This is a genomic window from Pseudomonas sp. GP01-A4 (assembly GCF_058780865.1).
On record NZ_JBYSWF010000022.1, the window covers coordinates 51,959 to 72,522 of the forward strand.

Here is a 20,564-nt window from a genome sequence, read left to right on the forward strand (position 1 = left end):
GCGGAGCGTGGGAACGATCATCAACGCCCGGTACGAATGGTGTTCCACACCCGCGTACGAATCCGGTCGATGTTCAGCGGCATTGCTTCCAGTGCGAACAACTTGCCCATCATTTCCGGACTTGGGTACACCTTGGTGTCGCTCTTGATTGCCGGGTCCACCAGGCTGTCCGCCGCGGCATTGCCGTTGGCGTAGTGCACGTAGTTGGTGATGCTGGCCATCACTTCCGGGCGTAGCAGGTAGTTCATGAAGGCATAGCCGGCTTTTTCATCCGGGGCATCGGCGGGCATGGCGACCATGTCGAACCAGATCGCGGCGCCTTCTTTCGGAATGTTGTAGCCGATGTTCACGCCATTCTTGGCTTCCTTGGCGCGGCTTTCGGCCTGGAGGATGTCGCCGGAGAAGCCGACGGCCACGCAGATGTCGCCGTTGGCCAGGTCGGCGGTGTATTTCGAGGAGTGGAAATACGCCACGTACGGCCGCACTTTCATCAGCAGGTCCTCGGCCTTTTTGTAGTCTTCCGCCTTTTTGCTGTGGTGCGGCAGGCCCAGGTAGTTGAGCGCCGCCGGCAGCAGCTCCGGGCCGTTGTCGAGGATGGCGACGCCACACTTCTGCAGTTTTTGCATGTTCTCGGGCTTGAAGATCAGGTCCCAGGAATCCACTGGGGCGTTGTCGCCGAGTACCGCCTTGACCTTGTCGATGTTGTAGCCGATACCAGTGCTGCCCCACAGGTACGGGAAGCCGTGGGCGTTGCCCGGGTCGTTGTTTTCCAGGGCCTTGAGCAGCACCGGGTTGAGGTTTTTCCAGTTGGGCAACTGGCTCTTGTCGAGTTTCTTCAGCGCCCCGCCCTGGATCTGCCGGGCCATGAAGTGGTTGGAGGGGAACACCACGTCATAGCCGGATTTGCCGGTCATCAACTTGCCGTCGAGGGTTTCGTTGCTGTCGTACACGTCGTAGGTGAAACCGATGCCGGTTTCTTTCTGGAAGTTCTTGGTGGTGTCGGGGGCGATATAGTCCGACCAGTTGTAGATCTTCACCGTCTCGGCGGCTTGGCTGAGGGTGGCGACGAATACCAGCGGCAACAGGGCAATGGGTCTCATGGTTCGATTTCCTGGCGGTTTTAGGGCTGTTTTTATGGCAGGCGATCAAAGATCAAAGAATCAGAGGATCAATACATAGGTCTTGCGCACGGTTTCCTGGATGTCCCAGATACCGGTGCTGTTGGCCGGCAACATCAGTGCGTCGCCGGCTTCTATGTGGAGCATTTCCCCGTTGTCGGGGGTGAAGGTGCACCGTCCCTGGATAAAGTGGCAAAACTCCTGGGCTTTGATCTGCCGGCGCCAGCGCCCGGGCGTGCATTCCCAGATGCCGGTTTCGACGCCGTCGCTACGTTCCACGCTCAAGGTCGAGGCCACCGCGACCGGTGTGCCCAGTGGCACGGCGACGGGCGAGGAGTCCGGCAAATGGGCGCTGAGTGTGTCTTTGAACTGGGTAATGCTCATGTTCATACCTGTGGTGATTGAAACGACTTAGTGCATGAAACCTTCCATGAACCCGGCAACCCCGCTGGCCAGTTTGCGGCGCCACGGGGCGGTATTGGGGTTGGCCAACACCTGGTCCTCATGCACAAAACTGCGGATGATCGCGTTGTAGCCCAGCCAGCGGCAGGGTTCCGGTTCCCAGGCCTTGAGCCCGTCCAGCCGGCCCGGCTGAATCACCCATGGCTGGCGAACCAACGGCGTATCGAGCCCCAGGATCAAGTCCGCCAGGGTGCGGCCACCGAGGTTGCTGGCGCCTACGCCCTCGCCGCCGTAACCACCGGCCAGGGCGATGCCTGCCGCGTGATCGCAGAGCATGTGCGGCTTGAAGCGCCGGGACATGCCCAGGTTGCCGCCCCAGGCGTGGGTGATCCGGACTTTCTTGAGCTGCGGGAACAGTTCGCCGAACAGGTAGCGACGCAGCTCGACTTCGCTGTCGGTGAGATCGAAGTTGTGCCGCAACTTGCCGGCAAACTGATAACCCCCGCGAGCGCCGAACACCAGGCGGTTGTCCGCCGAACGCTGGCCGTAAGTCACTTGCCGGCTGCTCTCGCCAAACGCCTGGCCACGATTCAGGCCGATCTCGTCCCAAGTGCTGGCCGGCAACGGCTCGGTGGCAACGATCAGGCTTTGCACCGGCAACTGATAGCGCCCCAGCGGAGCCAGCGTGGTGGCATACCCTTCCACCGCCGGCACCACCCAGGAGGCGCGCACCGAGGCTTTGTCCGTGCGCAGGCTGCCGGACTGCCAATGGGTGACGGGACTGTTTTCGTAGATCTTGACGCCCATCCGCTCCACCAACCGCGCCAGGCCGCGCACCAGCTTGGCCGGGTGAATCGTGGCAACGTGGGGTGCATAGATGCCGCCATAAGGCTTGGCGATACGGATCTGCTCGGCCAGTTGTTGCGGGCCAAGCCAACGGTAGTCGTCGTCGGTCAGGCCCTGGCTGTGAAGTTTGGCCAGGTATGCACGCAGGGTGGCTTCCTGTTCGGGGTAGCGCGCGGCGCAATACAGCACACCACCCTTGCGGTAGTCGCAGTCGATGCCTTCGCGCTCGATCACTTGCGCGACTTCGTCGGGGATGGCGTGCAGCAGGTCGAACGAGGCCCGGCGCTGTTCCGGGGTCAGGCCGGCCAACAGGCGGTCCTCTCCCAGCAGGTTGCCCATCAGCCAGCCGCCGTTACGGCCCGAGGCACCGAACCCGGCGGTTTGCGCCTCGATGATTGCGATTTTCAGCTCGGGCGCCTGGCGCTTCAGGTAATACGCGGTCCAGAGCCCGGTGTAGCCGGCGCCGATGATGGCCACGTTGACGTCCAGGTCCTGCTCCAGGGACGCGCGTGCCAGCAGCGGCTCGTCCAGCTGGTCCATCCATAAACTGATATTGCGCCATGCAGGCATGCCAAGCTCCACCACCACACTTCGATGGCAGTGATCCTAGAGCCTGGCCTCAGGGGCTGTCTTGCGCGCGTGCACGCAGGGAAATTTGTTTGACGTAGGCCTTTGGCGACTGGCCGGTGTGCTGGCGGAAGCTGCTGTAGAACGCCGACGTCGAATTGAAGCCGGCGGCAAACGCCAGTTCGTCGATGCGGATCGGCGGCGCGGCCAATTCCAGTGCAGCCAGCAGATGCTGGAGGCGTGCCTGGTTGACGTAGCGATAAAAACTTTGCCCCAGCACCTGGTTCAACAGGTAGGAAATCTGGTTGCGGCTGTACCCGCACTCCTTCGCCACCCGTTGCAGGTCCAGCTCGGGGTCCAGATAGGGTTGCTGGCGCTCGAAGTACTGTTGCAGGTCGTTGGCCATGTAGCTCAGTTGCTGCGGCGACAGGCCCAGGCGGCTGACGGTCGGGCGTGTGGTCTCGCGGCGGCTGGCAGACTGCTCGTGGACCAGGGAGGCGTACTCGTTGACCCGCCAGATCAAGCCATCGCGCACGGTAATCGCTTCGCTGGTGCGAAACGACACCAGGCCCTGGCCGCCACGCAAGGTGATGCGGTATTGGATGAACGCGGTGTCGCCGTCGGCGCGGATGCGGTCGGTGTGTTCGATCGCTTCGTCGGCGCCACGGGGCATGCTGGCTTGCAGGTATTCGCGCAGCTCGCCGGCACCCACCACGCGGTTCTGGAAGAAATCGTGGTACTGGATGTCCGGATGGTAGTACGACATCACTCCATCCAGGTCCCGATCCCGCCAGCACAGATGGTGACGCAGTACCAGCTTGGCCGTAGCTTGGGTTTTCTGGGAGTCATCCGGAATGATGTCTTGCATTGAGCGCTCTACGCCGGTGAAAAAAGAGGCAGCTTGCCCAACTGCCCGTACCCGCTCAACGGCCATTTGATATTTCCGACTAATGGCCTTTCGCTTAATACCACGCAGCACGTGACCCATATCAACGTTATTGAAAACAACTGCCGGACGGGACGAAAAAACTCCCATGCCCGATGCGAACGAATGCTATTTTTAATGCTCACGACGGCCAGGACCAGTGACGGTCATGGCGCCCCTGCAGCGAGCTAAAGGAAGCGCTCAATGAACAAGGTGGGCAACATGAACAAAGTGACATTCCCCAATGCCTGCCAGTTGATGCGCTGGCACTTTCATCCCATGGGCTTTGAGGCGAGCATGGATGCTCCCGGCAGTATGATCGCCCGCCTGTTCGACCGCGCCAGCGGGGAAACCCTGATTGCAATTGCCGGTATCCCTTGCGCCACGGTGATGAACGCTGCTGACGTGGAGCGGATCATCGAGGCGGTTGAGGATGAACTGGAGTCGTTTGTGCCGCCGCTGTCGCTACGGGCTTGATCTGGAGAAGCAGGTATCTTGTGGCGAGGGAGCTTGCTCCCGCTGGGTTGCGTAGCAGCCCCAAAATCCTGGGAGCGCTGCGCACTCCAGCGGGAGCAAGCTCCCTCGCCACAGCAAGCTCCCTCACCACAGGATTCAACGTCACCCCTTATGATTTGCTGATGCGCTGGTCGTCAAAAAACGGTTTGTCCTCGGCAACCCGGTCCGAAGCCTTTGGCACATTCACCCCTTGGCCATCCTGGCCGTCGACATACCAATAGCAATGGCTCACCGCCCGGGTAATGCCCACGTAGGCCAGGCGCAGCACTTCGTCTTTCTGCGCGCTGTCGTAAGCTTCGGTATCGCCGTCCTTGCCCAGTCCTGCCATGCGGTAGACCTGGTTCTTGTACGGCGAACTGGTCAAGTGCTGGCAGTCGCCCAGCAGGAATACCGCATCCGCTTGCAAGCCCTTGGCGCTGTGATAAGTCAGTTGCTTGAGCCGGCGGCTGCCGTACGGCAAACTAGAATCCACATTAACTACCGACTGAATATGCTCTTGAATCAATGACTTATCGCTGCTTTTTCGATACAGCATTAACACCGAATCACCCTTTTGATAGTGCGCCAGCAGTTGTTGGCCCAGCGCCGCATCGTCACGGTCACGCACCGTGACCGGCACCAACTCCTTCGCGGTTCCACTCGCCTTGGCTTTCTTGCCGCTGATGGCCGGGGCCGCCCGCACAATGTGCTCGGCAGCATCGATCACGTGCTGATGGCTGCGGTAGTTCTCGCCCAGCATCACCCGGGTGGTCGTGGGTGACGGGAACTCCTTGTTGAACTCCATGAAATACTTGGGCGAACTGCCACGCCAGCCATAGATCGACTGCCAGTCATCGCCCACGCACAACAGCGAAGAGCGCTGGGCCCCACGCCCCACGTGCATGGCCGGCCCGCGGCTGCGGATCTCCCGCAGGCTGGCCCGGATCCACGAGACGATCTGCGGCGATACGTCCTGGAATTCGTCGATCATCAGGTGCGACATCGGCCGTAGCAGCGGGTCGCTGAGCAACTTCAGGTTCTCCGGGGTGTTTTCGCCAAACAGCGAGAACATCCGGTTGTAGGTCATGACCGGTGGCGACTGGTCCAGCAAGTGATCTTCGAGGGCCTTCCAGAAAATGCTCAGTGCCTCGAAGTAAAAACGGTCTGGATCATCCTTGGCAAAACTCATCTTGCCCACGGCGGTGGGCACATCCAGCCCGAGGTTCTCGATGAACCCGGCGGCGGCAACAAAGCTGTCCAGCAACGGTGCCGAACCCAGCTCGCCCTTGACCTTGTAATCGAAGCCCGGGCCCGCTGTTGCGTCACCTGCCAGGCTGCTTAAAAGCCGCTTGGAAGACTCGTAGCTTTCTAGCCATATCAATGGTTTACGGCAGAAAGCTTGAAATAGGGTTCGCTTTACCGCCCACTCGGCACGTACTGACAGCTTGGACCCGAGTCGACTGACCTGGGCATTTTCCCGCGGGTCGAAGCCCAGTACGACCCAGGCATCCAGTTCGGCAATGTAGCCATGGCAGTGAAACTTCGCGCCGTTGATATCGAACGTCTGGCGATTGGGCTCGATGCCCTTGATCGGCCAGGCGCCGGCACGAAACCACAGGTCTTCGATCACATCGCAGAGTTCTTCATCGCGCTTGGCCGCCAGTTCGGTCACCGCCACGCGTTTTTGCACGTCCGGGTGATCGCGCTCCAGCTCCTTGAGTTGCAGGGCATGGCGCGCCAGCGGGGCGATCAGTTCGCGGAAGCGTTCATGGCGGCCATGCAGCCGGTGATAGCAGGCATTCAGTTGCTGGCGCTGGGCGTCGTTGATCCGCAATTCGAAGGGGTTGCTGTCGGCCTCATCAAAGCCCGCTTCGGTCCGCGCATTGAGGTTCTCGAACGCCTGCAGCCGTTCAAGGCCCGGCAGGCTGCGCACCATTGGCAGGATGCGTGAGTGAAAGGTCCGCACCACCGCTTGCGCGTCTTTCATACCAAGGGGTTGGCCCCACAAGGCGAGAATTTCCATGAGCTTGTTGATGAAGTCCTTGCGCGACTCACGGGTGAAGGTCACCACCGTCATCGAGCTCAGCTCGAAGCCCAGGTAATGGGTCAGCAGCAGGATACGCAGCACCAGCGAGGTGGATTTACCCGCGCCGGCGCCGGCGATCACCGAGGTGGACGGCGTGTCGCTGAAAATCATCTTCCATTGCGCCGCACTCGGCTGGGCATGGGCCGGCAGCAGGCGCGCCACATCAGCCTTGATGCGTTTTTTCAATTCGGCGGTCAGCGGCAGGCGCCAATCATCGAACAGATTGTCGTCAACACCCGGCGCAGTGTGCTCATCCGGCCGGAAGTCACGAATCAGCAGGACCTGGCGGCCTTCCTCGATACCATCCGCCTTGCCTTCCTTATAGCCATACTCCACGCCGGCCGTGTGGCCACTGCGAAAGCCGTCGGCCTGGCCATGCAGCCATGAGAAACGGTGCTGTGCCCGCAGGCGCGTCAGGCCGTGACCGAATAATCGGGCGGCGAGCCGTTTCAACAGGGGCATTTCGGCCAGTGGCCGCAGTTCGGGAGGCAGATCGGGGGTGTGTTGCGGCACGCGGACTCCTGCGATGCTTTAACTCGGACAAGAGCCCTATGGTCGCCGCAAATGCCCCACAGTTCCAGCCAATTGCTTTGCGCTCATGCAGTTAGGCGATGAAGTGAAGACAAGTCCTGAGCATCGGCATCGAAGCATTCGATAGGAATCCAGCATTTTTTACGCTTTTTATCGATCTGGCGCTGCTGGATGATGGCTCCCATCCACAGGAGACGATCATGCTTGAACTTCGACCTTTCAACACCCTGGGCGGCGCCAATCACGGTTGGCTGGACGCTCACCACCACTTCTCGTTTGCCGAATACCATGACCCCAAGCGCATGCACTGGGGCAACCTGCGGGTGTGGAACGATGACCTCATCGCACCGGGCACCGGCTTCCCGCAGCACCCGCACCGGGACATGGAAATCATCACCTATGTGCGTGAAGGCGCCATCAGCCATGCCGACAACCTGGGCAACCAGGGCCGCACCGAGGCCGGCGACGTCCAAGTAATGAGCGCCGGCACCGGCATCGCCCACAGCGAGTACAACCTGGAAGCTACGCCGACCAAGATTTTCCAGATCTGGATCATACCCAATGAGGCCGGTTTGCCGCCGTCGTGGGGCGCGAAGCCGTTTCCGAAAGGTGACCGCGAAGGGTTTGTGACCCTGGCCAGTGGCAAGGCCGGAGACAGCGAAAGCCTGCGGATTCGGGCCGATGCACGCTTGGTAGCGGCAAACCTGAAAGCCGGTGAAAGTGCCGAGTATCGGCTGGACAACGGACGCCGGGCGTACCTGGTACCGGCCACCGGGGTGATTGAAGTCAATGGCTTGCGTGCACAAGCTCGAGACGGTGTGGCGGTTGAGGATGAGCAGGTACTGCGGGTGACAGCGGTTGAGGACAGCGAGATCGTGTTGGTCGACCTCGCCTGACCGAGCTTGAATGTGGCAAGGGAGCTTGCTCCCGCTGGGGTGCGAAGCGCCCCCAAAAATGGGACTGCTGCGCAGTCCGGCGGGAGCAAGCTCCCTCGCCACAGGTTAATCAGTCATAGGTTGGGCATCAGTTAGCCGAGATCGCCCCGTCCACCAACACCTGGGCCTCTTCCACCAGTTGCTTGAGGTGATCTTCGCCGATAAAGCTCTCGGCGTAGATCTTGTAGATGTCCTCGGTGCCCGATGGCCGTGCGGCGAACCAGCCGTTTTCAGTCATGACTTTCAGCCCACCGATCGCCTGGTCATTGCCCGGCGCGTGGCTGAGGATCTGCTGGATGCTTTCCCCGGCCAACTGCGTGGACGTCACCTGGTCTGGCGACAGCTTGCCCAACAAGGCCTTCTGCGCCGGAGTCGCCTTGGCATCCACCCGAATGGCGAACGGCTCACCCAGTGCATCGGTCAGCCCGCGATAAATCTGGCTTGGGTCCTGGCCTTTGCGCGAGGTCATTTCCGCCGCCAGCAGCGCCGGGATCAAGCCGTCCTTGTCAGTGCTCCACACGCTGCCGTCCTTGCGCAGGAACGAGGCGCCGGCACTTTCTTCGCCACCAAAACCCAGCGAACCGTCGAACAGGCCATCGGCAAACCACTTGAAGCCCACCGGCACTTCGTACAGGCGACGGCCAATGCGCTTGGCCACGCGATCAATCAAGCCACTGCTGACCACGGTCTTGCCCACCGCAGCATCAGCGCGCCACTCGGGGCGGTTCTGGAACAGGTAGTCGATGGACACGGCCAGGTAGTTGTTCGGCGCCAGCAAGCCACCGGACGGCGTCACGATGCCATGGCGGTCGTGGTCCGGGTCGCAGGCGAAGGCCACGTCATAACGGTCCTTGAGGCCGATCAACCCCTGCATGGCGTAGCTGGAGGACGGGTCCATGCGGATCTGGCCGTCCCAGTCGACGCTCATGAAGCGGAAGGTCGAATCCACTTCGGTGTTCACCACGTCGAGGTTCAGGCGGTGATGCTCGGCGATGGCCGACCAGTAGCGCACCCCTGCTCCGCCCAGCGGATCGACGCCCAGGCGCAAGCCAGCGTTGCGGATGGCATCGAAGTCGATGACGTTGACCAGGTCGGCCACGTAGGTGTTGAGGTAGTCGTGGCGATGAGTGGTGTCGGCCTTCAGCGCCTGGGCATGGGTGATGCGCTTGACCCCGGCCAGCTTATTGGCCAGCAGTTCGTTAGCCTTGGCTTCGATCCACTTGGTGATGTGGGTGTCGGCCGGGCCGCCGTTGGGCGGGTTGTACTTGTAGCCGCCGCTTTGTGGCGGGTTGTGGGACGGCGTGATCACGATGCCGTCGGCCAAACCGCTGGTGCGGCCGCGGTTGTAGCAAATGATGGCGTGGGAAATCGCCGGTGTCGGGGTGTACTCATCGCCTTCGGCGAGCATCACGTGCACGCCATTGGCGGCCAGTACTTCCAGCGCACTGGCGCCGGCCGGGGTGGACAACGCGTGGGTGTCGAGGCCGACAAACAGCGGGCCGTTGATGCCCTGGGCTTCACGGTACAGGCAAATGGCCTGGCTGATGGCAAGCACGTGCCATTCGTTGAAGCTCAGGTCGAACGAGCTGCCGCGGTGCCCGGAGGTACCAAAGGCGACGCGCTGGGTGGAGATCGCTGCATCAGGCTGGCCGGTGTAATAGGCCGTTACCAGTCGCGGGATGTCTACCAGCAATTGAGCTGGTGCCGGCTTGCCCGCAAAAGGACTGAGAGTCATGCATAAACCTCTGAAAGAGAAGGATTCGGAAAAAAGTGCAGTTTACTGGGACTTGGACTGCTCCGCGACGTTATAAATCCTACAGCAATCAGCGAAATTTCATTCAGTGCCGGTCTGTGCCTGCCTGAGCGCCAGAGCCAGCTCATCCAGGGCATTCTCCAGGTTATGGGCGCCGTCAACGGCATGGCTCAGCCGCAGATGCTGGCAGTGCAGGCCACTGAGGCTGAACAACTCCCCCGGCGCAATCACCACCTGCCGGGTGAGCAGGCGCTGGAACACTTGGCGCATATCCACCGGGGCCTCTGAGCGCAACCAGAAGGTCGCGCCAGCGGCGGGCATTCGGTAGCTCACCTGGTTGCCCAGATGCGTGTCCAGCCGCAGGCCCATGAGCCGGGCCTGCTCTTTGAGTTGCGGGCGCAACTCCCGCAGATGCTGGTCGATGCGCCCGCTTTGATAGAGCCGCGCAATCGCGCGCTGGCGGATAGAGGACAACCGGAATGCGCGCAACAGGAACTGGCGCTGCAGCTCGCCGCTGAGGTGGCGCGACAGCAAATAGCCAAACGGCGCTTCCGGCCCGAGCATCTTCTCGAACGTGGAAAACACCATCAGCCGCTCGGGATTGGCCAGGTCCCGTAACGCGGTAATTGGCTGCCCGAAGCCGAGGTCACCATGGCTGTCATTTTCTAACAACCAACAGCCATGCTGGTCCAGCAATCGCACTAGCTGCAGGCGATCATGGGTGGACAGGACTACGCCGGACGGCAGGCTGACACCGGATGACAGCAACGCCAGCTGCACCGGCTCGGTGCTGAGCAATTGCTCGAACAACGCCAGGTCCAGGCCGTCGTCCGCCGTGAATGGCAATTCGAGAATCCTCACGCCTGCCCCCTGCAACAACCGCAGGATCAGCCAGTCACACGGGGATTCGACGATGATCGCAGCGCCCTTGAGACCCAGCACCTCGATCAGGATTTCCAGTACCCCGCGCAAGTCGGCGCCGATGTATACCTCGTCCGCCTGCCAGCAACGGGTCGGCGACGAGGTATAGCGCGCCGCGAGCGTCGCCCGCAGTTCCCACACACCACAGGGCTGCGACCATGGCTGCAGATGATGCGGGTAATGCCGCAACAGTTCGCGCTCGAGCAGCAACAGCGCTGCGTCCAGTGACGCCGCAAGTGCCGGTTCATCGGCGCTGAGCACGCGCATTCCCGGGCGTCGCGCACTGGCATAGAGGCGCTCCAGCAGGTCGCCACCGCTGCTGCCTGGCGGTTTATTCAATACCGGCCAGGCGTAGTAGCCCGACTTGGGCACCGAGTACACCCGGCCCTCCTTCTCGAGCAACGAGTAAGCGTATTGAATGGTCGAGATCGACACATTCAGGCGCTCCGCCAGCTGCCGCAATGATGGCAGTTTTACCCGGGCATCCGTGCCCACCTCGCCGATGAGGTTGATCATGTAGCGATACACCGCCTGGTAGGCGAAGTCGGTTTGCCGGTCGTCCCTGAGGTTCATCGCTGGTCACCCGCCGCCACCCGCTTAACGCCCCGCCAGTTGGTAGGCTGCCAGGGCGGGCGCACCTTGCTGTGGCGTCTCGGCCATGCCCGGCACGCCGGTGGCGGGCCGCTTGCGATAGAGATGTTGCAGCAGGTCGATCGGCAACCCGCTGGTGTCGATGGCCCATTGCACCAGCATCTCGGCCACCGGCTTGCCTTGCAGCGCCTTGTGCAGCTCGGGGAGCGCCACCAGCATGCCGGGGTGGCATTGGCGCAAAAAGCTTTCGAGGCGCTCGCCGTGACGGATAAACGGCGAAAACATCAGGCAGTTCAGTTGGCTTTCATCCAATCGGAACAGCGCCTGGGCGTAGTCGGCCGCCAGCGCTCGGCCATCCTGGGTCGCTGCCTGGGCAATCAGGTGTTCGGGAATCTGCTTGCGCCGCATGAACAGCGCGGCCTGCTGCATGAAGCCCTGTGCGCCCTCCTCGTAATCCAGTTCCCGCAGGCACTCGGCCTGCAGGCCCCGCAGATGGGCCATCAGCAACGGGTTCGCATAGCTCGCGTGGCTGAAATGAAAGCCAAACTCGTCCGGTTCATAGCCCATGAACTGACGCAACAGCGGCCCGGAGGAGTATTCGGCCGCGTCCTTAAGGTCGGCAGCGCCGATATAGGCCAAGTGGCGATGGTTGTCCGTGTCGGACTTATCGGCGACGGCGTAGCGCTCGCCGTAAAGGTCGCAGTAATAGGCGTTGCTCCACTCATCCATGCGCGCGAACAGCCCGCTGAGCACCTGGGGCTGGCGCGGCGGGATCTCTGCACCGCTCGCCAGCGCAGCCTTCTTCAGCCACGCCAGGTACTCCCGCTGCTTGCGCGCGGAGTCACCGCTGACCAGCGCGTGCACGCCCCCATTGCATGTGGTGACGCGCTGGTAAAAGTCACCGAGGGCCAGGTAGGCGTCGTTGCACAGGGTTTGGCGAAGATCTCCCGAGGTCAGGTGCCCCACCATCAGCATATTGCGCCGGCTGGTATCGCGCGCCGCACTGGAGGCCGGCCGCAGGTGGTTGAACGGCAAGACTTCCTGATTCTCGACCATCAGCAATTCGACACGCGCATCGTCATGCATGAACAGCGCGCTGTAGCCGCGATGCAGCGTGTCCAGGGCATTTTGCGACATGCCGGCATGGCGCAAGGTCGCGACCCGCAGTTGAAACGTCCGCGGCGCCCGGCCTGCAAGCGTCAGCTGGGCTGCGCGCAACAACGCCAGGACATAGCTGCTGCCGGCGCCTGCGCCGTGAGCGACCAGCACCTTGTATTCACCGATCCGCTCCATGCCGCCTGCCGCTACCACGATTCGTTGAATCAATAACTGGAGCGAGGTACGTTCTGTTCGAGAGAAATGCCCTATCAAGCGTTGCAATACTTGTTGATAGACATAGTTCATGGCTTGTTCGTGAATAGCGCTCATAGTTCTACTACCTGAGTTGAAATATCAGTTTCGGGCAATCGTTGACGGCATTTGCCTGACCTGTTGTTTCTGTAGGGGCGTTACAACATGTGACATTCAATGGAGATTAGCACCGGGCCCTACCTGCCAAGCCGGCCTTTGGGGGCTTCCAGTCCCGAAAAGGCGCCAAGCCAAGGGGCACGCAGCCCAAACCGAAAGTCTTAGGAACGCTCTGACAACTTCCTACGCTGCTTTAACTTACAAACTAGAGAAACATCCGACATAACCCACTTCAATATTGATGTTCCGGCAAAACAGCCATGGGAAACATTATTGGGCTTGACGGATGTACGGGGTGATTTCATATATTCAATCATTGCTCAATCCTTGAGATAAAAGTGACGGGGCAATTATCGGCACTTGAATAATGATTAACAGATACAGAGCGCCGGCTAAAACCGGTTCAGATGGGGGCTTGCATGGGGTATCGAGTGTGCAGACACGACAACGCCGCGCTGGGATTCAGGGCGGCGTCAGGGGCATACATCTGGTTTATCGGGCTGAAGTACTGAAATCCCGATTCAAGCGGTGGGCAGGTTAAGTCCTGTCAAATGGCGCATTTGCCCCATGCGCCCGGGGGCAGGAATACTCGCTTGAGAATATTCCCACAGATCAAACAGTTTCTACCTGCAAGGCAACCCGTTCACGGCACGGACATTCGTCCATATAGCGGTGCGCTTCAACGAACTGGCTGAACGGAAATACCGTGGTTTTCAGCGGTACCAGCACCTTGTCGGCGGTCAGTTGGTTGATGTCACGCAGGGCTCGCTGCAAGGCCACCTGGTCCTGGATGATGCCCAGTTCCGGTTTGCCGGTGAAGTTGCCGATGCAGTGCACAAAGAACTGAATGTTCTTCTGGAACGCCGCACAGGCCGGAAATGGCGTCTGGTTGCCACCTTGCAGGCCGTACAGCACCAGGCTGCCACGCGGCGCCAGCACATCACCCAGCAACGACATCTGCGGGCCACCCAAGCCATCGAACACCACGTCTACGCCGCGGTTGTCGGTGAACTTGTTGACTTGCATCAGCAGGTCCTGCTCTTCGGTGACGATGACCTTCTCGGCCCCGAGGGACAGCAGGTATTCGCGCTCATCACTGGTCTTGGTCGCAGCAATCACCCGCACACCCAGGGCTTTGCCCAGTTGCACGAACGATGGGCCGGCACAGTGGCTGGCGTCCGTTACCAGGGCGAATTGCCCGGGTTTGACCCGCGCCAGGTCCATGTACGCAAAGTAGGCAATCAGCAGCGGCGTGTAGTGCACGCTGGCTTCGATCGGGCTCAGGACATCCGGGTAGCGGGTCAGCGCCGAGCGCGGCAGGACGATCTGTTCGCCGTACACCGGGTAGTCATTCGGGCTCTCGGCCGGGAAGCTGGCGACCTTGTCACCCACCGCCAGGTCGTCGACACCCTCGCCAACGGCCACAACCACGCCGGCCATTTCATGGCCAAGGCCGGAAGGCAAGCGGGCATGGGACGACGCCAGGTTCTGGCGCCACAGAATGTCGTACCAGCTGATGCCAATCGCCTCGACGCGCACCTGCACTTCGCCCGGTGCGGGCTTAGCGGCTGCATGCTCTTCGCATTTGAGCACCTCGGCCGGACCAAACTTGTGAAAACGGATCGTGCGGGACATCGCAAACCTCGTCAAAGTAACCTCTATTGCCATGAACTCTATCTGGGCTTTCGGGGCAAGACCACCGGTCGCCGTTAATAGTCGACATGCCTGTCATTGATTCCGCACATACGGAAAAGGTGCCAAGCCATGTAGGAAAACTGAATTAGCCGGTGCAGAGTACCAGCCTTTCCCCGTAAGATTCATGCCGGTCATTGTTCTTATATGACCGCTCCCGTCAAGTTTACTGACGCCGCCTGGGACACAAGATGAACCGTAACGACCTGCGTCGTGTCGACCTCAACCTGTTGATCGTATTCGAAACCTTGATGCATGAGCGCAGTGTGACCCGCGCTGCCGAGAAACTGTTCCTTGGCCAGCCGGCCATCAGCGCAGCCCTGTCACGCCTGCGCGGCCTGTTCGACGACCCGTTGTTCGTGCGTACCGGACGCAGCATGGAGCCCTCGGCCCGTGCGGTAGAAATCTTCGCCCTGCTCTCCCCGGCCCTGGACTCGATTTCCACGGCCGTCAGCCGCGCCTCCGAATTCGACCCGGCCACCAGCACCGCGGTATTCCGCATCGGCCTGTCGGACGACGTCGAATTCGCCCTGCTGCCGCTGCTGCTCAAGCGCCTGCGGGCCGAAGCCCCCGGCATCGTGCTGGTAGTGCGCCGCGTCAACTACATCCTGATGCCCGGCCTGCTGGCCTCCGGCGAAATCTCCATCGGCGTGAGCTACACCACCGATTTGCCGGCCAACGCCAAGCGCAAGGTATTGCGCCGCAGCAAGCCGATGCTGCTGCGGGCCGACAGCATGCCGGGTTCCATGAGCCTGGATGACTTCTGCGCCCGACCCCATGCCCTGGTGTCGTTTGCCGGGGATTTGAGCGGGTTTCTGGATGAAGAACTGGAAAAACTGGGCCGCAAGCGCCATGTCGTGCTGGCTGTGCCGCAGTTCAATGGGCTGGGGACGTTGCTGGCGGGCACCGATATTGTCGCGACCGTGCCGGACTATGCCGCTGAAGCGTTGACTTCAGCGGGTGGCTTGCGGGCTGAGGAGCCGCCACTGCCGGTGCGCACCTTTGAATTGCACATGGCGTGGCGTGGGTCCCAGGACAATGATCCGGGGGAACGGTGGTTAAGGTCGCGGATTCAGATGTTCTTTGGCGACCCGGACAGCCTATAAAGCAACAGCACCGCCGGGCATCACACCGAACTCGTCACTTCGCTCTGAACAGATTGCAATTCCCCGGGAACCGGCTCATCGCTGGCGATCGGCCTTGGGCCTTGAATCACGGCCAGGCGCCCGGTGCTCGGCGAGCTTTTTTTGCTCTTGTTTGAATTGCTGTTGCCAGCGGGCCAGCGCCTCAGCCCCGTCCGATGCCTGCACCGCCATTGGCACAGACACGATCATCCCGAAAAGCGTCCAGATAAGGAGTTGCTTCATTTCATCTCACCTTCGTTGTTGTAGCTGAAACTGGTTCGGATATCGGCACGCTGGTATTGGTCGAGCAACCCCGCCAAATCCCGGTAACAAGCAGCCAGGTCGAGGGCACCAAGGCGGAACAGTGATCTCGACGTACGCCGGGCCTGGGCCGCGCTGATCGCTGAATCGAAGGCATATCTGGCAATACGCCGATCGCCCGCTTGCACACACCTGGCGATTGATGAATCAGGCTTCAGGTCGCGTGTCTTGGGGTGCAGCAACCTTAACTGTCGACCCAGTTGAAGCGAGACGGCACCGGCCTCATCGGCGCCCGACAGCGCTTGCAGGGCAACCATCCGGTGCTGTTGCGTGGCCTGCCACTTCAGAAGATCCATGCGGTGCCCGTGACGGAGTAACCGGCGTGTGTCCTTGTGCAGCGCGGTCCTCAGGACGTCGGCGTGGCTGGCGGGTTTCCCCGGCAGCAACTGGAAGGCCAGCAGGCAGATAGCAAGCGTCACCATCCAGGCCAGGGCTTGATTCGCGAAGTCAGCGAAGTCGTATTGGGCGGTCCCGGCGGTGCCGACCAGGGTGTTGAACGTAATCAGGTAGGCGACGCCTTGCAGGGCATGGCGCGGCCGGGTCGTGGCATGAATCCCGACCGCCCAGAACGCAACCAGCACCACCGTGAGCAACCCGAACCCGCTGATGTGCGGCAACAGCAGGAACTTGCACCCCGCCGCTGCCAGGATTGCGTAGAAGGTTCCCCTGGCAAGGCTCGCAATGCCTTGCTCGGGCGCCGCGCTGGTGGCCAACAAGGTGCAGAACGGACCCAGTACGGCCAGCAAGGTTGGCCCCTGGTCCCAGCCGGTGAGGTACCAGACAGCACCGGTCGCCAGCGTGGCCAGCAACGCTCGCACACCGTTACGCAGTGCAGCGCCGTAGTGTCGGTGAAACCCCACGGCGCGGGCCGGCGGCAGGGGCGCGCGCTCAAGGCAGGCAAAACTCGACAAGGCGCTGGCCAGTTCGGCCAATGGTTCATTCAGACGCCGCTGGCTCGCGCCTGGTTCAAGGCTGGCTTGCAGCTCCCGGACACGATCGGCCGCCACGCAAAACCCGGGCATGGCTTCAGCCAGCTGGCGCAACTGTGCGCCGATTCCAGCGTGCGAAGGTATCGCACATTCGTCGAGCACCACGGCATGCAGATACGCAAGTCCTGCCTGCAGGGTCGCCAGCCTGGCGCGGATCAGCACCGACTCGCCCCGACCAATCCCGAGAAGGTCGTCCACTTTGCTGATATCGATGGCCAGCGGGTCCTGCGCACGCGCCGGCCCGCCGTCAAACCGCACGGCCAATAACCGCAGGGTGCGCGACGAGACGTCGCGAAGTGCCATGGTCAGTGTGCGCTCGACGGTCTTGCGGCTGAATAATGTGGCCACCAGGCACAGGCTCAACACCCCCAGAACAACGGCCGTGCCCCGCCCGACGATATGTTCGAAACCTTGCTGTGGCGCGACGATGGCGGGCCCCAGGGCCAGGCAAACGGTGTAGCCGGCGACCACCGCCGCCGTGGCCTGGTAGTGCCGAAACACGGTCATGGCGCCGACACAAAGGCCCAGCCATACCCCGATCCCGAGGATAAACAGCAGCATTTGCTGGGCGAACAGGCTGGTCAGGACCAATGCCACAGCCAACCCCACGAGGGTGCCCAGTGCCCGGTGGAAGCCCTTGCCAACCACTACCCCCTGCAGCGGATGGATCAGCAACAACACGGTTGAGGCGGCCGAGAACGGCGAATCCAGGTGTAATTGGAACCCCAGCCACAGGGCCAATGAGGCCGCCAAAAGACTACGCAGCACATAGCCCGAGGTAGCAGCTTCCCATGCCCCAGCATGCGCAGTGCACGGAGCATCACATGAACGCCTGAAGCCATTGCACCAGCCTCCAGCGCGGCGCCGTGCCCTCCTCGGCAACGTCGATGCTGGCGGTCATCCCCGCCGCCAACTCCACACCGGGCGGCACCTTGTCCAGTTCAATCCGCACGGGCACGCGCTGGGCCAGGCGTATCCAGCTGAACGTAGGCGCCACCTGGGGCAAACCACTGTTACTGCGCAGCTCGTTACCGTCGGCAATGCCCCGACCAATGCTCGCCACATGCCCTTCGAGCAGCGGTGAAAAACCCATCAGCTTGATGGACGTCACAGCCCCCACCCGAACACCGGCCAGCTTGGTCTCCTCGAAGTAACCGGTGACCCAGAAGCTATGGCTATCGACCACAAAGATATTGGTCTCGCCCGCTGCCGCGTAGTCACCCGGCTGCAGCCGCAACTGGGTCACATAGCCGTCGACCGGCGAACGAATCGTCGTGCGGTCCAGATCCAGCCGCGCATGGGCCAGTTGGCTGCGGGCCGCATCCAGGCGCGCCCTGGCCACCGCCAGGTCCCGGGCTGCGTTGTCGGTTTCCTCCCGCGCAATCGCATCGCCGAGCTGGTTGCGGCGTTTGAGCTGTGCACTGCGCTGCTCGAAGACACTGCGCGCCTCGGCAAGCTCGGCCGTGCGCTGTTGCTGGGCAAGCAAGTAGCTGCTGCGATCGATCTGGTAGAGCAACGCGCCCTTGGCGACCCATTGGTTGTCGCCCACCAGCAGGTGTTCGACCTGGCCGGACACCTCGGGGGCAATACAGATGACTTGCGCGCTGACACGCCCGTCCCGCGTCCAGGGGGCCAACTCATAGGCGCGCCACAGTTGCGTGCAGAACAGCAATGCGGCCAGCCCGAGCACCAGGGTGACGAGGGTCTTGAGGATGTGTTTGATGATCATCGCGCTGCCCTCAAAAGCTCAGAACCAAGGTCGAGAGCACGATCAGCGACACAAAGAAACGCGCCAGGCTGGGGTGCCAGGCCCAATCCAGCCAGCGCCGCAGGGCCCGCTCCAGTAGCCCGTACACCAGGGCTGCAACGCCGACGTAGAGCAAGAACGGAGGAATGTAGAGGTGGGCAATCGTGATTTCGCTGAGCATCGGTTGAATCTCGCAGTCGGCAATCACCTTGATCGCCTTGATGAAGATGGTAGGGACTGCAAGGTCGTGCCGATATTGAGTATGCTGCCAGGATATAATCAATTTCAGACAATCGAGGCGGTGCAACATGGGCGAGATGAAGCTCCAGGGCGTTGATCAATTCGAACTGGACAGTTTTGATCAGCCCGCCGTCGCGTTGATGCTCGGCAGCCAGCGCAACGACACCGAATTCCCCGTGCACAGCCACCGCAAAGGCCAACTGGTGGTGGCATATCACGGCGGTATCGTGTGTACCGTAGAGGATGGCGTGTGGATGGTGCCGTCGGGCTTCGGCGTGTGGATTCCGGGCGGTATCGCCCACAGCAACCGGGTGACCGCCAACGGCAGGATCGGCTATCTGTTTGTCGAGCCCGGCGCCGCCGCGCTACCGGAGAAATGCTGCACGCTGGTGCTTTCGCCGCTGGTCCTGGCGTTGATCCTGCACCTGAGCGCCCAGCCCCAGGATTATCCGCCTGCCTCTGCCAATTCGCGCGTGGCGAGCGTGCTCCTTGAACAACTGGAACTGGCTCCTTCGGAGCAGTTGTACCTGCCGCTCCCCGCTGCTACGCAGTTGCGCTTCATCGCCCGCGGCCTGGCCCAGGCCCCGTCAAACCGTTGCACCATGGCCCAGTGGGCACGCCAGGTGGCCATGAGCGAGCGCTCCCTGGCCCGCCTGGTCAAGAGCGAAACAGGCCTGACTTTTGGCCAATGGCGCAAACAATGGCAAATCATCGTGGCCTTGCAGAGCCTGGCCGAGGGCGAATCGGTGCAACGGACCGCCGAGGCGCTGGGGTATGAGTCGGTCAGTTCGTTCATCAGCATGTTTCGCAAGACACTGGGCTCGTCGCCGGCGCGCTACATTCGCCGTACGGCAACGCGCTAGCCTCAAGGTGCCTCAATCACTGCCAACTGCTCCGCCAACAACCCCGGCAATCGCGCCTGCAAAAACCCGACCCACGTCCGCACCTTGGCATCCAGAAAGCGCCTTGATGGATACACCGCGAAAATGCTCCGCTCCCGTAGCCGATATCCGGGCAACAGCCGCACCAACGAGCCCTCGCGCAGCGCCGGGTTGGCGCTGAAGAACGGCAACAAGCTGATGCCCATTCCTTCCTGCGTCGCCTTGACCATCGCATCCGCGACATTGGTCCTGAAGGTGTCACCCGGCGAAATCGCAATCTCGCCCTCTTGCCCCTTGAACAACCACGCATCCTCCTGGAAATCCTGCAGATGCAACCGTCGATGCTGCATCAACTGCTGCGGATGCTCGGGCACGCCGTACCGGGCCAGATACCCCGGTGCCGCACAGGGCACACTGAACAACTGCCCGATCGTCTGACTGACCAGCGCCGAATCCGGCAACGAATGGGCGATGGAGATCACCACGTCGTGACCCTCTTCAAGCGGGTCCGGGTTCTGCTGGGACAGGGTCAACTCGATGGACACGTCCGGGTATTGCTCGCTGTAGCGGGCAATCAGCGGCGTGATCAGCACCCCCAACCCGCTCATGCAATGCACCCGCAATCGCCCGCGCGGGTTAAGGTGCGCGCCGCTGGCTTCTGCCGTGGCTTCCCTGACGTCTTCAAGAATGTCGCGACAGCGCAACAGAAAGCGCTCGCCCGAATCGGTAAGGCCCAGGCGCCGGGTGGTGCGTTGCAACAGGCGGGTCTGCAGGTGTTTTTCCAGCTCGCAGATCAACCGTGATACGTGTGCCCCGGACAGGTCCAGCGCCTCGGCCGCTGCGGCAAAGCTGCCAGTGTCGACAACCCGGGCAAACACCTGCATGCCATTGAGCAAATCCATCAACATTGCCCCTCGATTGCTACGTGATACG

The 20,564-nt window shown here is 61.6% G+C and carries 18 protein-coding genes; 4 read left to right on the top strand and 14 right to left on the bottom strand.

The window, feature by feature from the left end:
• Positions 1 to 20 precede the first annotated feature (20 nt).
• The 4 genes from AC3WKX_RS15080 to AC3WKX_RS15095 are packed head-to-tail and all read right to left on the bottom strand — an operon-like array spanning position 21 to position 3,801.
• Positions 21 to 1,100: a polyamine ABC transporter substrate-binding protein gene (locus AC3WKX_RS15080; RefSeq protein WP_010169417.1), complete on the bottom strand. Its 1,080-nt coding sequence runs from the start codon at positions 1,098 to 1,100 to the stop codon at positions 21 to 23.
• Between the two features lie 60 nt (positions 1,101 to 1,160).
• On the bottom strand, positions 1,161 to 1,502 hold the full coding sequence (locus AC3WKX_RS15085) for a cupin domain-containing protein (protein ID WP_003217122.1): 342 nt from the start codon (positions 1,500 to 1,502) through the stop codon (positions 1,161 to 1,163).
• Between the two features lie 27 nt (positions 1,503 to 1,529).
• Positions 1,530 to 2,936 carry an NAD(P)/FAD-dependent oxidoreductase gene (locus tag AC3WKX_RS15090; protein WP_087694414.1) on the bottom strand — a complete coding sequence of 469 codons (1,407 nt, stop codon included), beginning with the start codon at positions 2,934 to 2,936 and terminating at the stop codon, positions 1,530 to 1,532.
• Between the two features lie 49 nt (positions 2,937 to 2,985).
• Positions 2,986 to 3,801 carry a helix-turn-helix transcriptional regulator gene (locus AC3WKX_RS15095; RefSeq protein WP_087694415.1) on the bottom strand — a complete coding sequence of 272 codons (816 nt, stop codon included), beginning with the start codon at positions 3,799 to 3,801 and terminating at the stop codon, positions 2,986 to 2,988.
• A 261-nt stretch (positions 3,802 to 4,062) separates the two neighbouring features.
• Here AC3WKX_RS15095 and AC3WKX_RS15100 point away from each other — a divergent pair, with 261 nt between their 5' ends.
• Positions 4,063 to 4,335, top strand: coding sequence for a DUF1652 domain-containing protein (locus AC3WKX_RS15100; protein WP_003217129.1), 273 nt, complete (start codon positions 4,063 to 4,065; stop codon positions 4,333 to 4,335).
• Positions 4,336 to 4,483: 148 nt separating this feature from the next.
• On the opposite strand, the gene AC3WKX_RS15105 is transcribed toward AC3WKX_RS15100, so the two are convergent.
• Positions 4,484 to 6,952, bottom strand: coding sequence for a UvrD-helicase domain-containing protein (locus tag AC3WKX_RS15105; protein WP_102604633.1), 2,469 nt, complete (start codon positions 6,950 to 6,952; stop codon positions 4,484 to 4,486).
• A 218-nt stretch (positions 6,953 to 7,170) separates the two neighbouring features.
• Here AC3WKX_RS15105 and AC3WKX_RS15110 point away from each other — a divergent pair, with 218 nt between their 5' ends.
• The gene (locus AC3WKX_RS15110; RefSeq protein WP_003217133.1) at positions 7,171 to 7,866 is read left to right on the top strand and encodes a pirin family protein; all 696 of its coding nucleotides are present in this window, start codon (positions 7,171 to 7,173) and stop codon (positions 7,864 to 7,866) included.
• A gap of 127 nt (positions 7,867 to 7,993) precedes the next feature.
• On the opposite strand, the gene pgm is transcribed toward AC3WKX_RS15110, so the two are convergent.
• From pgm to AC3WKX_RS15130, 4 genes are all read right to left on the bottom strand, one after another.
• Positions 7,994 to 9,640, bottom strand: a complete 1,647-nt coding sequence (gene pgm, locus AC3WKX_RS15115; RefSeq protein ID WP_087694418.1) for a phosphoglucomutase (alpha-D-glucose-1,6-bisphosphate-dependent) — start codon at positions 9,638 to 9,640, stop codon at positions 7,994 to 7,996.
• A gap of 99 nt (positions 9,641 to 9,739) precedes the next feature.
• Complete coding sequence (locus tag AC3WKX_RS15120) at positions 9,740 to 11,152, bottom strand: aminotransferase-like domain-containing protein (RefSeq protein WP_102604632.1); 1,413 nt, start codon at positions 11,150 to 11,152, stop codon at positions 9,740 to 9,742.
• A gap of 24 nt (positions 11,153 to 11,176) precedes the next feature.
• Positions 11,177 to 12,598, bottom strand: a complete 1,422-nt coding sequence (locus tag AC3WKX_RS15125) for a hypothetical protein (protein WP_173909387.1) — start codon at positions 12,596 to 12,598, stop codon at positions 11,177 to 11,179.
• 651 nt (positions 12,599 to 13,249) lie between these two features.
• Complete coding sequence (locus AC3WKX_RS15130) at positions 13,250 to 14,272, bottom strand: zinc-dependent alcohol dehydrogenase family protein (protein WP_003217140.1); 1,023 nt, start codon at positions 14,270 to 14,272, stop codon at positions 13,250 to 13,252.
• A 248-nt stretch (positions 14,273 to 14,520) separates the two neighbouring features.
• Between AC3WKX_RS15130 and AC3WKX_RS15135 the strand changes: the two genes are divergently transcribed.
• Positions 14,521 to 15,435 (top strand): LysR family transcriptional regulator, encoded by a 915-nt coding sequence (locus tag AC3WKX_RS15135; protein ID WP_003217142.1) that lies wholly within the window; start codon positions 14,521 to 14,523, stop codon positions 15,433 to 15,435.
• Between the two features lie 75 nt (positions 15,436 to 15,510).
• Here the strand turns inward: AC3WKX_RS15135 and AC3WKX_RS15140 are convergent, their stop codons facing one another.
• The 4 genes from AC3WKX_RS15140 to AC3WKX_RS15155 are packed head-to-tail and all read right to left on the bottom strand — an operon-like array spanning position 15,511 to position 18,691.
• Entirely contained in the window at positions 15,511 to 15,696 is a 186-nt protein-coding gene (locus AC3WKX_RS15140; protein ID WP_003217145.1) for a hypothetical protein, read from the bottom strand.
• The gene (locus AC3WKX_RS15145; RefSeq protein ID WP_256579743.1) at positions 15,693 to 17,531 is read right to left on the bottom strand and encodes an FUSC family protein; all 1,839 of its coding nucleotides are present in this window, start codon (positions 17,529 to 17,531) and stop codon (positions 15,693 to 15,695) included. The genes AC3WKX_RS15140 and AC3WKX_RS15145 overlap by 4 nt, the downstream gene beginning before the upstream one ends.
• Before the next feature lie 52 nt (positions 17,532 to 17,583).
• A complete protein-coding gene (locus AC3WKX_RS15150; protein ID WP_102604630.1) occupies positions 17,584 to 18,492 on the bottom strand; it encodes an efflux RND transporter periplasmic adaptor subunit in 909 nt (302 codons plus the stop codon).
• 10 nt (positions 18,493 to 18,502) lie between these two features.
• Complete coding sequence (locus AC3WKX_RS15155) at positions 18,503 to 18,691, bottom strand: DUF1656 domain-containing protein (protein WP_032899212.1); 189 nt, start codon at positions 18,689 to 18,691, stop codon at positions 18,503 to 18,505.
• Positions 18,692 to 18,818: 127 nt separating this feature from the next.
• Here AC3WKX_RS15155 and AC3WKX_RS15160 point away from each other — a divergent pair, with 127 nt between their 5' ends.
• Complete coding sequence (locus tag AC3WKX_RS15160) at positions 18,819 to 19,613, top strand: AraC family transcriptional regulator (RefSeq protein ID WP_008433826.1); 795 nt, start codon at positions 18,819 to 18,821, stop codon at positions 19,611 to 19,613.
• Between the two features lie 2 nt (positions 19,614 to 19,615).
• Here the strand turns inward: AC3WKX_RS15160 and AC3WKX_RS15165 are convergent, their stop codons facing one another.
• Positions 19,616 to 20,533 (bottom strand): LysR family transcriptional regulator, encoded by a 918-nt coding sequence (locus AC3WKX_RS15165; RefSeq protein WP_102604651.1) that lies wholly within the window; start codon positions 20,531 to 20,533, stop codon positions 19,616 to 19,618.
• Positions 20,534 to 20,564 lie beyond the last annotated feature (31 nt).

Bases quoted from the DNA above. Each gene is read 5' to 3' on its own strand.
- AC3WKX_RS15080 (WP_010169417.1), bottom strand. From the start codon at position 1,100: ATGAGACCCATTGCCCTGTTGCCGCTGGTATTCGTCGCCACCCTCAGC.
- AC3WKX_RS15085 (WP_003217122.1), bottom strand. From the start codon at position 1,502: ATGAGCATTACCCAGTTCAAAGACACACTCAGCGCCCATTTGCCGGAC.
- AC3WKX_RS15090 (WP_087694414.1), bottom strand. From the start codon at position 2,936: ATGCCTGCATGGCGCAATATCAGTTTATGGATGGACCAGCTGGACGAG.
- AC3WKX_RS15095 (WP_087694415.1), bottom strand. From the start codon at position 3,801: ATGCAAGACATCATTCCGGATGACTCCCAGAAAACCCAAGCTACGGCC.
- AC3WKX_RS15100 (WP_003217129.1), top strand. From the start codon at position 4,063: ATGAACAAGGTGGGCAACATGAACAAAGTGACATTCCCCAATGCCTGC.
- AC3WKX_RS15110 (WP_003217133.1), top strand. From the start codon at position 7,171: ATGCTTGAACTTCGACCTTTCAACACCCTGGGCGGCGCCAATCACGGT.
- pgm (WP_087694418.1), bottom strand. From the start codon at position 9,640: ATGACTCTCAGTCCTTTTGCGGGCAAGCCGGCACCAGCTCAATTGCTG.
- AC3WKX_RS15120 (WP_102604632.1), bottom strand. From the start codon at position 11,152: ATGAACCTCAGGGACGACCGGCAAACCGACTTCGCCTACCAGGCGGTG.
- AC3WKX_RS15125 (WP_173909387.1), bottom strand. From the start codon at position 12,598: ATGAGCGCTATTCACGAACAAGCCATGAACTATGTCTATCAACAAGTA.
- AC3WKX_RS15130 (WP_003217140.1), bottom strand. From the start codon at position 14,272: ATGTCCCGCACGATCCGTTTTCACAAGTTTGGTCCGGCCGAGGTGCTC.
- AC3WKX_RS15135 (WP_003217142.1), top strand. From the start codon at position 14,521: ATGAACCGTAACGACCTGCGTCGTGTCGACCTCAACCTGTTGATCGTA.
- AC3WKX_RS15140 (WP_003217145.1), bottom strand. From the start codon at position 15,696: ATGAAGCAACTCCTTATCTGGACGCTTTTCGGGATGATCGTGTCTGTG.
- AC3WKX_RS15150 (WP_102604630.1), bottom strand. From the start codon at position 18,492: ATGATCATCAAACACATCCTCAAGACCCTCGTCACCCTGGTGCTCGGG.
- AC3WKX_RS15155 (WP_032899212.1), bottom strand. From the start codon at position 18,691: ATGCTCAGCGAAATCACGATTGCCCACCTCTACATTCCTCCGTTCTTG.
- AC3WKX_RS15160 (WP_008433826.1), top strand. From the start codon at position 18,819: ATGGGCGAGATGAAGCTCCAGGGCGTTGATCAATTCGAACTGGACAGT.
- AC3WKX_RS15165 (WP_102604651.1), bottom strand. From the start codon at position 20,533: ATGGATTTGCTCAATGGCATGCAGGTGTTTGCCCGGGTTGTCGACACT.